Here is a 13725-nt window from a genome sequence, read left to right on the forward strand (position 1 = left end):
CTGCGGCACGACGTGCTGTTCGCGTTCCTGTCCACCGTCGCCATCGCGGTGGCGATCTACATCTGGTCCTGGACCGGCTGGTTCATGACCGACGGCGGCTACTTCCGGCACTGGGCCGACGACCGCTCCGGGCTGTCCCCGGACGAGGTGTTCGGCATCCCACTGCCCCAATTCGGCATGTCGTGGGTGCCGGCGCCGCTGCGCAGCCTGTGGCACTACCACGCGGAGATGTGGTCGTTCCACACCGGCTTGGACAGCCCGCACCCGTACCAGTCGAATCCGTGGAGCTGGCTGGTCCTGGGTCGACCGGTGGCCTACTACTTCGAGACCGTGCACCAGGGCACGGCCGGGTGCACCGAGCAGGACTGCTACCAGACCGTGCTGGGCATCGGGACGCCGCTGCTGTGGTGGACCGGCGTGATCGCGGTCGGCTACCTGCTGTTCCGCTGGGCGGGCCGCCGCGACTGGCGCGCGGGCGCGATCCTGTGCGGGCTCGGCGCGGCGTACCTGCCGTGGATGGCCTACCAGCAGCGGACCATCTTCCTGTTCTACGCGGTCGCCTTCGTACCGTTCCTGTGCCTGGCGGTGACCATGATGCTCGGCGCACTGCTGGGCCCGCCGGGGGCATCCGAGCGGCGGCGGGCGTGGGGCACGGCGGGGGTGGTCGCGATCATCGCGCTGATCGCCTGGAACTTCCTGTACTTCTATCCGATCTTCACCGGTGAGACGATCTCCCGCAGCGGGTGGCTGGATCGCATGTGGTTCAGCACCTGGATCTAGCGTGTCCACGCCGTTGTCGACCCCGAGAGAGGCTGCGCCGGTGTCCGTCGCGCGGGAGCAGGACATACGCAGGCGAGCCATCGACGCGACCCGCGATCTGGCCGCGGCGGGCGGCTACGACAGCGTGCAGATGCGCGACGTGGTCCGCCTGTCCCGACTTTCCTCGGCGACCATCTACCGGCACTTCTCCTCGAAGGACCACCTGCTCGCGGCCACCCACCTGGAGTGGATCGCCGCGCTGGAACGCAGCGGCGCGGCCCGACCGAACGGCGCCGACGCCGCGGAGCGGGTCTGCGCGATCCTGCACAACACGTGCCGAACGATGGCCCGCCACCCACGGCTGACCGCCGCGCTGATCCACGCGCTCGGCTCCTCCGACCCCGGCGTGGGCGACTGCCATCGCGAGATCAACCGAATCATGAACGACATGTTCCGCACCGCGATGGCCGACGAGATCGCAAGCGCCGACGAGTTCGTCCACCTGCTCGGAATAGCCTGGGAAGGCGCCCTGTTCAGCTGGGCCTTCGGCCGAATGACCATGGACGACGTGGAACGCACGGTAACCCGCTCGGCCCGCCTCCTGATCCTGGGCGCCGCAGCGGAACCAGCCACGCCCTAGCCGAGCCACCCAGCCCACCCGCCCCGACCACGCAACCCACCCGGCCCGGCCACGCGACCCCCGTCAGCCCGGTCACGCAACCCAGCCCGTCCGGCGCTTGAGGACACCACAAGCCTCCGCAAGACCAACGCACAGACGGGTACGCAACCCCCATCAGCCCGTCCGGCGCTTGAGGACAACCCAAGTCCCCACGAGACCGACGCACACATGGGTACGCAACCCACTCAGCCCGTCCGGCGCTTGAGGACAACCCGGACGGACCCGACCCCGCCCTACGAGGCCTGACGACTCACGGGCGCGCCAACGGGCGCGGGTGCGGCGACATCATCCAGCGGCGCCAACTCCGGCCGCTTCGCCGTCACGTGGTCCCCCGACGACTGCCCCCGAAGCCGCCGCCCGATCCACGGCACCAGGTGCTCCCGCGCCCAATGCACGTTCTCCAGCCGCGCCGCGCCGGCGGTGACCTCGACCGCCTCCGCCGGCCACGGCGCGTCCGGGTCGCCCTCGGCGGACAGCCCGAGCGCCCGCCCGACCTTGAGCGCCACCCGGTCGTGACCCTCCGGCGACAGATGCAGCCGGTCCTCGCTCCACGCCCGCCGATCATGCAGCGAGGTGAGCCCCCACATGTCCGCGACGAGGCAGTCGTAGCGATCCGCGACCGCCCGCAACAGCTCGTTGTACGTGGCCACCTTGCCCCGGATCAGCTTGAGCACCGGCACCCAGCGCGTATCGAACCCGGTGAACACCACGACCCGCGCGCCCGCCGCCGTCAACGCGGCGACCGCTTCCTCGTACTCGGCGGCCAGTCTGTCCGGATCGCTCCCGGGCCGCAGCACATCGTTGCCACCCGCGCACAACGTCACCAGATCGGGTCGCGCCGCAATGGCCAGCGGCACCTGCTCCTCGACGATCTGGTGCAACAACTTCCCGCGCACCGCGAGATTCGCGTACCGCAACCCCGGCTGCTCCACCGCCAGCCGAGCCGCGAACCGGTCCGCCCACCCGAGGAACTTCCCGTCGGGCCCGGGATCGCCGACCCCTTCGGTGAAGCTGTCGCCGATGGCCACATAAGAGTTGATTCCGGACAGGTTCCCGTGTGGATTCAAAAGCTCGGCCATGTCACCCGATGTTGGCATCGCTCACCTCGCCTACGCGACCGTAATAACCACCCGAACACACTCCGCTACACGCGGCAGCGCACCGCTGCGCGCCCCCGAACAACCCCTCGGGAATGCACTCCTTCGAGCAAGGCCAATCAACCGCCGCCCATTCCCGCCCGACCAAAATGCGACACGGTTCACCCGCGCATCACCGGCACGTCACCCCGGGGTCGGCGCCATCGAGGTGACGAGGACCACAGGCAGGCGATTCCCATGCCCGCCCGCCACAGCGCAGCCAACTACGGCCCCCGGCCCATGAGTTGCCGACGCGGGCCGGCCGAACGGCGGACCCGCCACCCCCGGGCTCGACTCGGCGGCGATCGACCGGACACCGGTTCGACGCGGACGAATTCCTGCCGGGAAAACGACGAAAGCCCCGCCGGATATCCGGCGGGGCTTTCGTGCTGTGTGGACCTGTGGGGATTTGAACCCCAGACCCCCTCGATGCGAACGAGGTGCGCTACCAGACTGCGCCACAGGCCCAACGAGGAGAAACATTACCACCTCCACGAGGTGGGTCGTGCACGGGTATTCACTCGTTGACGGCCCGGCGCCACTCGTGTTCGTACAGGGGAAGCGAGTCGACCGAGGCGCCGTATCCGGTGCGGGTGTCCTCGGCGTATTGGTCGAACAACGGGGTGGACGGGCGCGGTGCCTCGGTCGGCCCGGCGTCCGGGACGGCGTGGATCTGCGGGCGTTCCGGCTCGTGTTCGACGTCGCCGCGCGGGACCACCGGCGCGGTCACGTAGGTGGGCAGCGGGACCGGGACCGGGTCCCACGAGTCGCGGTCGTGCGGGCCGCCGTCGGTGGCCAGTTCGGCGATCCACTCGGCCAACGCGGGCTCCTCCGCCTCCCGGTCGCGCCTGCCCCGGGGCGAGGCCGAGACCCCCGAAGCGCCGTTCGGTCCGGACGAGCCGGTCGGCCGCGAGCGCGGTGTGCGCCCCTGCCGCGCGTCGCCGCCGGTCGGCGGGGTCGCGGCACGGGGTTCGGGCGGCGTCGCGTCGTGCGTCTCGCGGGCCTTGGCGCGGGGGCGGGATTCGGCGGCCGAGGCAGCGTCGACCGGCGCACCGGACTTGCCGCCCGCGGGTCGGCCCAGCCGGCGCAGGCCGGCCTCGTAGCGCCGCCGCTCCTGCACCCGCAGGTGCACGATGTACGCGGACAGCAGGACACCCGGCACGGCCGGCAGCCACACCCACGCGAGGCCGGCCACACCGGCCACGATCGCGCCGGCGGTGAAGGCCGCGAACAGGGTCGCGATGACCCGGCGGCGCCGCGTGAGCAGCGCGGCCCGACCCTCGTCCCGGCGCGCCGGTCCGGCGGGGCGCTTGGCCGCGCCGGGCTTGGCGGCCTTGGCCGAGGGCACCGCCCCGGGGGGCACGGCCGGCTGCTGCGTCGGTTGCGGCGCGGCGGCCTTGGCCGGGTGTTGCCGCGTGCGCGGCGGTTCGGCCGGGCCGCGCCGCTCGGGCGCGTCCGTGCCCTCGTCCGCGGCCGCACGGGCCTCGGCGAGCACACGGGCGGAGCGACGCTCGAAGGCGCCGCGACGGGAGAGGATCCGGATCGCGGTGGTGAATCGCTCGGTCGGCCGGGCCTCGTTGAGCTCGTCCTGTCGGCGAAGCCACATGGGCACCAGGTAGGCAGCCCAGGCCCCCACGATCGCTGCGTAGATCAGGCCGCTGCCGTTCACGCTTCACACGCTAAGCCGGATGGGCACCGCATCGTCGGATTAGGCACGGTGTGTCGCCCGATCCGCAGTGATGCCCATGTGACGAATGTGACTGACGAGACGGCCGAGGCAACCATATCCACCGAACCACCCGACACGACCGAAACAACCGGGAAGCCCGACCCCACCGAATTCTCCGAGACGTCCGACACGGCCGGAATCACCGGGACACCCGAGATACCCGGAGCCGGTGTGGCTCCCGAGGCCCCTCGGGCAGCCGTTCTCCCGGAGGCGCCGGGGTCTGCCGAGGTGACACCGCTCATATCTCCGGCAGAGTAGCGAAATCGCAAGATCGATGTGTCGATATGGCGGGATCGACATCGAAGAGATGCCCACTACGCGGAGAGTTTCCGAGCAAGGATCCCCGGAGCAAGGGTCCCGAGCAGGGATCCCCACCCACCAGGGCCTACCAGGTGAACCCTCGGCTCTCCCGGTAGGCGCGCCACCGCATCAACAGGCCCTCGGGGACCTCCTCGGCGTTCAACGCGTAGGCGAGGTGGTCGCGCCAGTCGCCGTCGATGTGCAGATAGCGCGGACGCAGACACTCCTCGCGAAATCCCAGCTTGTCGACCACCCGCCGACTGGCCCGGTTCTCCGGCCGGATGCACACCTCGAGGCGATGGATGCCCAGCCGGAAGAAGCAGTGGTCGGCGACGAGCGCGACCGCCGTCGGCATCACGCCCAGCCCGGCGACCCGTTCGTCCACCCAGTAGCCGACGTGCGCCGAGCACATCGATCCCCAGGTGATCCCGGCGACGGTGACCTGACCGACCAACTGCCCGTCGTACAACACCACGAACGGCAACATCCGGCCGGCGCCCGCCTCGGCCCGCAGGAAGCGCACCATCTGCCGGAACGTCGGCCGCCGACCGGCCGCGGAGCCCGGCGGCACGGTCGCCTCCCAGCGGCGCAGCCATTCGCGGTTGCGGGTGTGCACCTCCTGCCAGGCGACCGCGTCCCGGGCGCGGATCGGGCGCAGGGTGACCCGGCCCTCGGTGAGTTCCACCGGCCACCCGCGGGTCAGCGCGTGCCCCATGGCGGCTGCTGCGCCCCTCCGTAGCCCCCGCCGCCCTGGAACCCACCGCCCGCGCCGCCGCCCTGGTAGCCACCGCCGCCACCGAAGCCGCCCTGGTAACCGCCGCCTCCGGGCGCGGGCTGCTGCCCTCCGCCGCCGAAGCCGCCACCACCGCCGCCACCGCCGCCGAACCCGCCGCCCTGCTGGTGGTCGCCGCCCTGGAGCTGGGACACCACATGCGGCAGCACCTTGGCCAGCACGTTGATGCCGTCCTGCGCGCCGCCCGGCGAGCCCGGCAGGTTGACGATCAGGCTGCGGTAGGTCCAGTGCGAGTCCTGGGTGATCGCGACGCCGGCGATGCCGCGCGACAGGATCGAGGTCGGCACCTTGTCGAAGTTCTCCATCCGGATCGCCTCGGCGATGCCCGGCACCTCGTAGCTGATCACCCGGCTGGTCATCTGCGGAGTCTGGTCGAACGGGTTGAGCCCGGTCCCCCCGGTGGTGATGATCACGTCGTAGTGGCCCGCGACCGCGTCCCGCAGCGCCTGGGCGACGGGCTCACCGTCGGGCACGACCTGCGGTCCCCGCGTCTCGAAGCCCAGTGCCTGCAGCCCGCGCACGATCACCGGACCGCTCTCGTCCCCGTAGGTTCCGGCCGCCGCGCGCGTGGACACGGTGATCACCATGGCTCGCATCAGACTTGCCCTCCGTCCCGTTGTGTGGCCGCTGCCCCGGTGTCCCGTTCCCAGTCCCCGGAGGCGCCGCCCGTCTTCCGCTCGACCCGTACGTCGGTGATGACCGCGCCCGGGTCCACTGCCTTGATCATGTCCACGACCGTGAGCGCCGCGACGGAGACCGCGGTCAGCGCCTCCATCTCGACGCCGGTGCGATCGGCGGTACGCACGGTCGCGGTGATCTCCACCGCGTCGTCGTGCACCGTCAGGTCCACCGCGACGCCGTGCAGCGCGATCGGGTGGCACAGCGGCACCAGGTCGGGCGTGCGCTTGGCCGCCATGATGCCCGCGATCCGTGCGGTGGCCAGTGCGTCACCCTTGGGCATGCCCTCGCCCCGCAGGAGTTCGACCACGCGCGGCGACACGAGCACCCGGCCCGAGGCCGAGCCCGTGCGGACCGAGATCTCCTTGGCCGTGACGTCCACCATGCGGGCCGCGCCGGCCTCGTCGAGGTGCGTGAGGTTTTTGGCGCCGCGCGTCAACTTTCCACCCCATACGGTGAGCCCACCGTGCGGGTGGGCGTCGAAGTGCCGTGTGTGTCGGACCGCCCGGTGTGTCGGACCGCCCGTGTATCGAACCGCCGTGTCGTGCAGGGGCAACGTTAGAGGCACAACCGGGCGGCCCGCATGCACGGGCCCGCCCGGACGGGGGTCACGGCGCTCAGCCGAGCAGCATCACGGAGACCTCGGCGCCCTCGGCGACCTCGGTGACGTCGGCGGGAAGGGTGATCAGCGCGTTCGCCTTGGCCAGGCTGCCGAGCAGGTGGGAGCCGGTGCCGCCGACCGGGTCCACGGTGCCCTCGCCGACCCCCGCGACCGGCGGGGTGTACCAGGCGCGCAGGAACCGGCGCTTGCCCTCGGGCGACTTCAGCGCCGCCGAACAGGTGGCCCGCACGATCGGCCGCTCGGTGACCTCGGCGCCCTGCATCCGCAGCAGTGCCGGACGGACGAACACCTCGAAGGACACGAACGCGCTGACCGGATTGCCGGGAAGGGTGAAGATCGGCGTCTCGTCCGGGCCGATCACGCCGAAGCCCTGCGGCATCCCCGGCTGCATCGCGATCTTGTCGAACTCGACCGTGCCCAGCTCGGAGAGCACCTCCTTGACCACGTCGTAGGCGCCCGCGCTGACGCCGCCCGTGGTGACCACCACATCCGCCCGGATCAGCTGGTCCTCGATCGTGTCGATCAGGATCTTCGGGTCGTCGGGCACGTTGCCGACCCGGTACGCGATGGCGCCCGCCTCGCGCGCGGCGGCGGTGAGCATGTAGCTGTTCGAGTCGCGGATCTGGCCGGGGCCGATCGGCCGGCCGGGCTGGGTCAGCTCGCTGCCGGTGGACAGGATCACCACGCGCGGCTTGGGCCGCACCCGGATGCGCTCGCGGCCGATCGCGGCGAGCAGGCCGACCTGCGCCGAGCCGATCACGCTGCCCGCGTCCAGAACGGTCTGCCCGGCGGTGACGTCGCTGCCCCGACGGCGGATGTACTGGCCGCTCTGTGGCGCCTTGGTGATCCGTACCGTCGGCATGCCCGCGTCGGTCCACTCGACCGGCACGATCGCCTCGGCGCCCTCCGGCAGCGGCGCGCCGGTCATGATCCGGGCGCAGGTGCCGGAACCGATCGCGGTCTTGGGCGCGTTGCCCGCGGCGATGTCGTCCACCACGTCCAGTACCACCGGGTAGCGCTCGCTCGCGTCGGCGACGTCCGCGAGGCGCACCGCGTATCCGTCCATCGACGAGTTGTCGAACGGCGGCAGGTCACCGGTCGCCGCGACCTCGTCGACCAGGAGGCTGCCGTGTGCGTCGAGCAGTTGCAGTTCGAGGGGGGCCAGCGGTGCGATCCGCCCGAGGATCCCGGTCAGGTGGTCCTCGACGCTTTTCATGCTTGCATCTCCTCGTTCACGTAACTCCGCAGCCAGGCCCGGAACTCGGGTCCCAGATCATCACGCTCGCATGCCAGCTTCACGATGGCACGCAGATAGTCGGCCCGGTCGCCCGTGTCGTACCGGCGGCCGGAGAACAGCACGCCGTGCACCGTGCCGCCCTCGGTCGACTCGCGGCCCGCGAGCACCCGCAGCGCGTCGGTCAGCTGGATTTCGCCGCCTCTGCCCGGCTGCGTGTGTTCGAGCACGTCGAAGACCGACGGGTCGAGCAGGTAGCGGCCGATCACCGCGAAGTTGCTGGGCGCGGTACCCGGTTCCGGCTTCTCCACGAGATCGGTCACCCGCACCACGCCGGGCTCGGAGATGCCCTCGGCGAGGGGTTCGACCGCCGCGCAGCCGTAGAGGTGGATCTGGCTCGGGTCGACCTCGATCAGGGCGACGACGCTGCCGCCGAGCTCGCGACGCACCCGCAACATCGTGCTCAGCAGCGGATCGCGCGGGTCGATCAGGTCGTCGCCGAGCAGCACCGCGAACGGCTCGTCGCCCACGTGCGGGCGGGCGCACGAGACGGCGTGTCCCAGGCCGCGCGGGTCGCCCTGCCGGACGTAGTGGATCGCGGCCAGTTCGCTCGACTCGCGGACCAGCTTCAGCCGTTCCAGGTCGCCTTTGGCGGCCAGCGCGTGTTCGAGCTCGTACGCGCGGTCGAAGTGGTCCTCCAGTGGGCGCTTGTTGCGCCCGGTGACCATCAGCACGTCGGTCAGCCCGGCGGCGACCGCCTCCTCGACCACGTACTGGATGGCCGGCGTGTCCACGACCGGCAACATTTCCTTGGGGGTGGCCTTCGTCGCCGGCAGGAAGCGGGTGCCCAGGCCGGCGGCGGGTACGACGGCCTTCGTGATGTGGAACGAGCGATGCGGAGGCATGGCCGCACACTAACGGGTGAGATCACCCGGGTACCCATGAAGCCCGCCGATTGGCCGGTTGTCGGCCGGTGGTGCGCTCCCGGCCGGATCGGGGCCGCAGAACCGGTCGCCGCCCGCGCGTTTGGCCCGGCCCAGCGCCCGGTCCGCGGCTCGCAGCAGGGTCGCGGAGTGGGTGCCGTCCTCGGGCAGTACGGCCACGCCGATCGCCATCGTCAGCCGCGCCGGGTCGGCCGTCGCGCCGAAGGTGCCACGCCGCACGGCGTAGCACAGACGTTCGGCGACCTTGGCGGCGCCGGCCGCGTCCGTCTCGGGCAGCAGGATCACGAACTCCTCGCCGCCGTAGCGGGCGATCGTGTCCACCTGGCGAATCTCCAGGGCCAGCCGCTGGGCGACCTCGCGCAGCACCGCCCCCGCGCCCTGGTGGCCGTGCCGCTCGTTGACATCGCGGAAGTGGTCGAGGTCGAGCATGAGCAGCCCCAGCGGCCGGCCGAACCGGGTCGCGCGCATCACCTCGCGATCCAGCACGAGTTGCAGGTAGCGGTAGTTCCACACGCCGGTCAGCGGGTCGGTCACCGACAGCCGCTCCAATTCGGCGCGGCTGAGTTCGAGGCGGGTGACCTCGTGGCGCAGTTCGGGCAGCTCGTTGCCGGCGATCGCGCGCAGCCGGCGCACGGCGACCGCCAGCGAGCCGACGGCGACCGAGAGCGCGCCGACCAGCAGGATGATCAGAAGACGTTCGAAAGTCAGGCCCATGCGGGGTCCGGGTCAGGTGCGGTGGCGCGAACTGTGTCGATTGCGCGGACTCCTTCGATAACCCGTCCAAACACGTCATTCAGGGAACAGCATGAAGGACATCCTCAACGACAAGGCCACACTGAGGTCACAGTTGATGCACTCACGGTCACACACGGGGTCGGATCGGCGTGTCGCGGCGAGTCGCGCGCTCCGTGACGCGCTCCTCGCGCTCCCCGAGGTGGCCGCCGCCGCGACCGTGGCGGCCTATGTGCCGGTGGGCTCGGAGCCGGGCGGCCGGGATCTGGCCGAGGACCTCGCCGCCGGGTCGACGCGGCGCGTGCTGCTGCCGGTGCTGCTGCCCGACAACGACCTGGACTGGGCGCTCTACCAGGGGCCCGCGTCGCTGGTGCCGGCCGGCCGGGGGCTGCGCGAGCCGATCGGGCCGCGGCTGGGCGTCGAGGGCGTGCGAACGGCGGACGTGCTGGTGGTTCCGGGGCTCGCGGTGGATCGGCGCGGCCTGCGGCTCGGGCGCGGCGGCGGGTCCTACGACCGGGCGCTGGCCCGGGTACCGGCGTCGGCCGTGACGGTGGTGCTGCTCTACGACGGCGAGGTGCTCGACCGGGTGCCGGCCGAGCCGCACGACGTGCCCGTGGACATCGCGGTGACGCCCGCGGCGGTGTACCGGTTCACCCGGTAGCACCGCCGCGGGCCGCCGTCACGGACCGGCCGGGGCCGGTGCGGCCGGTGCGACCGGTCCGGCCGGCTCCAGGGTCAGCCGGTGTTTGGCCGCCTTGTCCACCGCCGCGGGCGTGTACGCCCACGGCAGGGTCTTGCCCTTGCGCCACAGGTCCGTCTGGTCGGTGTAGTTGTCGTGCCAGACGTGTCCGGACGCGCCGGTGAGGTTGATCCAGCGGGACGCGTCCAGGTCGGACAGGTCCACCACCATCCGCATCGACGGCACGGTGGTCACCTCGTAGCCCTGGGCGACGTTCCACCCGGTCGCGTTGACCAGGCCCTCACCGCCGGACATCCGGTACGGGCCGCGGTTGAGCATGTACTTGACCACGCCCGGCCCCTCGGTGCCCAGCGTCTGATTGCGCAGCGTCAGCGTGTGCAGCCGACCCCACGACCAGGTGTCGATGTCCTTGCCGAGTCGGGAGGTGAGGTCCTTCTTCGCCTCGGTCATCGCCTTGTGCAGCAGACCGTCGCGGGTGGTGATCGAGCCCGGGTTCTTGGAGATGTTCCACCACGGGCTCTCCGGGCTGGTCAGCAGCGTCCGGACCACCTCGTTCCACCGGTCGCCGCCGTCGGGCAGCGCGGTCGAGTCGTCCCGGTCGCCGCACTGCACGTGCGTGGTCGTCGCGTTGCTCGCGCAGTCGTTGTCGGCCCGAACCGAGAACGGCATCTTGTCGCCGAAGGCGAGCATCAGCACCTGGCGCCACACCGCGTTGAAGTAGGCGGCGGACTTGGAGTCGGCCGCGTTGCGCATGTCCCAACCCTTGAGCAGGTCCTGCGCCTCGCGCACCCACGGATCGTCGATGCGGACCGCGAGCAGGTACGGCACCAGCAACTGCGCGACCGGGTTGAGGTCGTCGGCCTGCATCTTCTGCATCATCGCCGGATCGATCTTGCCCGGGGCCTTGGCGATCATCTCCTCGATCCGCTGACTGCGCGCGCCGTAGCCCCAGTCCGAGGTCAGCAGGTACGGGTACGCCGGCGAGGTGACCGCGTTGTTGGCGGTGACGATGTAGCCCTCCGGCGGGTCGTACACGTTCGGCAGCGAGTCGAACGGGATGGTGCCCGCCCAGTCGTACTTGGGGTCCCACCCGTACACCGGCCAGCGGCCGTCACCGGTACGGCGCACCGGGATCTTGCCGGGCGCCTGGTAGCCGATGTGCCCCTCGACGTCCGCGTAGATCGCGTTCTGCGACGGCGCGTCGAAGTTCTTCAGCGCGGCCCGGAAGTCGTTCCAGTTCTGTGCCTTGTTCAGTTGGAAGAGCGCGTCCATCGAGGTGCCCGGATCCAGCGCGGTCCAGCGCAGCGCGACCGCGAAGCCCTCCTCGCGCTGGGGGCTCGGGTCCGGGATCGGCGCGTCCTTGCCGACGTCCTTCAACTCGGCTGCCACATCGGGCATGTCGGTCAGGATCGGTCCGTGTCGGGTGGTGCGCACGGTGATCTGCCGATCACCGCCGCCGGCCACCTTGATCGTCTCCTGGCGAACCTCGGTGAACGGCTCGTACTTGTTGTTGTAGAGCACGCCGTCGCCCTGGACCTTCTCCAGGTAGAGGTCGGTCACGTCGGCGCCGAGGTTGGTGAAGCCCCACGAGATCTTCTGGTTGTGGCCGATGATCACGCCCGGCATGCCGGAGAACGTGTAGCCGGAGACGTCGTACTGGCACTGCGGCCCGACCGTGCGGCAGTGCAGACCCATCTGGTACCAGACCGAGGGCAGCGACGGGGACAGGTGCGGGTCGTTGGCCAGCAGCGGCTTGCCGGTGGTGGTACGACTGCCCGCCACCACCCACGAGTTGGAGCCGACGCCGGAGGACTTCTCGCTGAACAGCGAGGGCAGCCTGGCCAGCGACTCGGACAGACCGGCCAGCACGTTCTGCGCGCTCTTCGAGGGCACCACGGGCGGCGCGTCCTGGACGAAGCGCTCGGTCTTGCCGTCCTTGCCCTCCTTGACGATCGCCCCGTCGCGCACGATCGGCTTGTTCACCTCGTACGGATACGGCGGGTAGAGCTCGTCGATCTGGTTGACCGTCAACTTGTCGGACAACAACGCCCGGTCGATCTCGTCCTGCATGTTGGTCCGCAGGTCCCAGGCCATCGCCTTGAGCCAGGCGACCGAGTCGACCGGGGTCCACGGCTCGGCCTTGTAGCCGTCGTGCACGACGCCCAGCAGCGCGTACTCGAACGACGCGTCGGCGCCCTTGTGGTCCTTGAGGTAGGCGTTGACCCCCTCGGAGTACGCCTGGAGGAACTTCTGCGACTCCGGCGGCAGCGCCGCGTACTCCTGCTCGGCCACTTTGCGCCAGCCCAGCGTGCGCAGGAACTTGTCGTTCTCCACCTGCCCGGAGCCGAACATCTCGGACAGCCGGCCCGCCGTCATGTGCCGGCGCACGTCCATCTCCCAGAACCGGTCCTGGGCGTGCACGTAGCCCTGCCCCCGGAAGAGGTCCTCGGACGTGTCGGCGTACACCTGCGGGATGCCCTCGGCATCGCGAACCACGTCGACCTTGCCGGTCAGCCCCGGGACCCGGACCGTGCCGGAGGTCTGCGGGAACGAGTCGCGCGACAACTGCCAGCCCCACCAGCCGAGTCCGCCGATCGCGATGGCCAACACCACGACCAGGACGATGAACGTCAACCGGAAACGGCGCCACGCCTTGGACGGCCCCTTGGGGGTCGTCGAGCGTTCCTTGACCTTGGCGGTGGCGCCGGGCGCGGGCGCCTCGGCCGCGGCGGGCTCGGATGCGGGCTGGGGTACGGGGACGGGAACGGGCCGAGGCGCGACCTCGGGCTCGACCCGCGGCGGCTCGGCGGCTCGTGGCGCGGGCGGCGCGGCGGGCGCGGGGATGGCGACGGGAGCGGGCGGCTCCGCATACGGCTCGGGGGGTGTGTACGGCTCCTGGGCGGCGTAGGGCTCCTGAGCGTAGGACTCCTGTGGTGCGTACGGTCCTTGCCCGGCATACGGCTCTTGCGGCGGGTACGGCTCGGGTTCGCCGTACGGCTCCGGTTCGCTGTACGGCTCGGGCGCGGCCCGGCGCTCACGCTCCGCGCGTTCTTCCGCGCGCCGCTGGGCCGCGACCGGATCCGCCGCGGCCCACTGCGATGTGGGCCACTCGCCCGTGGGCCAGTCGTCCCACCCGGAGGATGAGGCGTCCTGGCCACCGGGGGGCTGCTCCGGGTCGGGCGTCTTCGAGGGAGGCATCAAGGTCCTTATGCGGTCGGTGCGGCAAGGGACACCTTAAAAGCCGAGCGTCCTCGGCATCACAGCCACGGGTACGAGACGGGACCCCTCTGGGGTATGGATCCTTCGCTTTGGTAAAATATTTACCAGGCGTAGGTAATTCATCGCCGGTTCGCCGGCGCGGCAGGGCCCCCCTTCCCATGGCCCGCTGATTGCCTGCGCATCGCGGCGTCGCGGCTCTG

The 13725-nt window shown here is 71.1% G+C and carries 12 protein-coding genes and 1 tRNA gene; 3 read left to right on the forward strand and 10 right to left on the reverse strand.

Features of this window, described 5'->3' with window-relative positions; all coding sequences use genetic code 11:
* Positions 1 to 780 (forward strand): hypothetical protein (locus A3IC_RS0136905; protein WP_020555106.1); only part of this gene is annotated, 780 nt, incomplete at its 5' end.
* Between the two features lie 40 nt (positions 781 to 820).
* Positions 821 to 1399: a TetR/AcrR family transcriptional regulator gene (locus A3IC_RS0136910; protein ID WP_020555107.1), complete on the forward strand. Its 579-nt coding sequence runs from the start codon at positions 821 to 823 to the stop codon at positions 1397 to 1399.
* Between the two features lie 272 nt (positions 1400 to 1671).
* Here the strand turns inward: A3IC_RS0136910 and A3IC_RS58650 are convergent, their stop codons facing one another.
* The 9 genes from A3IC_RS58650 to A3IC_RS0136955 all read right to left on the reverse strand — a co-directional run bounded on the left by A3IC_RS58650 (position 1672) and on the right by A3IC_RS0136955 (position 9588).
* Positions 1672 to 2517: an SGNH/GDSL hydrolase family protein gene (locus A3IC_RS58650; RefSeq protein ID WP_052173978.1), complete on the reverse strand. Its 846-nt coding sequence runs from the start codon at positions 2515 to 2517 to the stop codon at positions 1672 to 1674.
* Positions 2518 to 2968: 451 nt separating this feature from the next.
* Positions 2969 to 3042: transfer RNA gene (locus A3IC_RS0136920), tRNA-Ala, on the reverse strand.
* 49 nt (positions 3043 to 3091) lie between these two features.
* Entirely contained in the window at positions 3092 to 4243 is a 1152-nt protein-coding gene (gene sepX, locus A3IC_RS58655; RefSeq protein WP_020555109.1) for a divisome protein SepX/GlpR, read from the reverse strand.
* A gap of 445 nt (positions 4244 to 4688) precedes the next feature.
* Entirely contained in the window at positions 4689 to 5318 is a 630-nt protein-coding gene (locus tag A3IC_RS0136930; protein ID WP_020555110.1) for a GNAT family N-acetyltransferase, read from the reverse strand.
* Positions 5303 to 5983: a molybdenum cofactor synthesis domain-containing protein gene (locus A3IC_RS58660; RefSeq protein WP_020555111.1), complete on the reverse strand. Its 681-nt coding sequence runs from the start codon at positions 5981 to 5983 to the stop codon at positions 5303 to 5305. Before A3IC_RS58660 ends, A3IC_RS0136930 begins: the two co-directional genes overlap by 16 nt.
* An 8-nt stretch (positions 5984 to 5991) precedes the next feature.
* On the reverse strand, positions 5992 to 6459 hold the full coding sequence (moaC, locus tag A3IC_RS58665) for a cyclic pyranopterin monophosphate synthase MoaC (protein WP_106669117.1): 468 nt from the start codon (positions 6457 to 6459) through the stop codon (positions 5992 to 5994).
* 232 nt (positions 6460 to 6691) lie between these two features.
* On the reverse strand, positions 6692 to 7912 hold the full coding sequence (gene glp / locus A3IC_RS0136945) for a molybdotransferase-like divisome protein Glp (protein WP_020555113.1): 1221 nt from the start codon (positions 7910 to 7912) through the stop codon (positions 6692 to 6694).
* Positions 7909 to 8835 carry a UTP--glucose-1-phosphate uridylyltransferase gene (locus A3IC_RS0136950; protein WP_020555114.1) on the reverse strand — a complete coding sequence of 309 codons (927 nt, stop codon included), beginning with the start codon at positions 8833 to 8835 and terminating at the stop codon, positions 7909 to 7911. The genes glp and A3IC_RS0136950 overlap by 4 nt, the downstream gene beginning before the upstream one ends.
* A gap of 9 nt (positions 8836 to 8844) precedes the next feature.
* On the reverse strand, positions 8845 to 9588 hold the full coding sequence (locus A3IC_RS0136955) for a GGDEF domain-containing protein (protein ID WP_020555115.1): 744 nt from the start codon (positions 9586 to 9588) through the stop codon (positions 8845 to 8847).
* Between the two features lie 91 nt (positions 9589 to 9679).
* On the opposite strand from A3IC_RS0136955, the gene A3IC_RS0136960 reads away from it, so the two are divergent.
* Complete coding sequence (locus A3IC_RS0136960) at positions 9680 to 10267, forward strand: 5-formyltetrahydrofolate cyclo-ligase (RefSeq protein ID WP_020555116.1); 588 nt, start codon at positions 9680 to 9682, stop codon at positions 10265 to 10267.
* Between the two features lie 18 nt (positions 10268 to 10285).
* On the opposite strand, the gene A3IC_RS58670 is transcribed toward A3IC_RS0136960, so the two are convergent.
* On the reverse strand, positions 10286 to 13504 hold the full coding sequence (locus A3IC_RS58670) for a penicillin acylase family protein (RefSeq protein WP_020555117.1): 3219 nt from the start codon (positions 13502 to 13504) through the stop codon (positions 10286 to 10288).
* Positions 13505 to 13725: the final 221 nt, after the last annotated feature.

Source organism: Embleya scabrispora DSM 41855 (assembly GCF_000372745.1).
Lineage (GTDB): Bacteria > Actinomycetota > Actinomycetes > Streptomycetales > Streptomycetaceae > Embleya > Embleya scabrispora.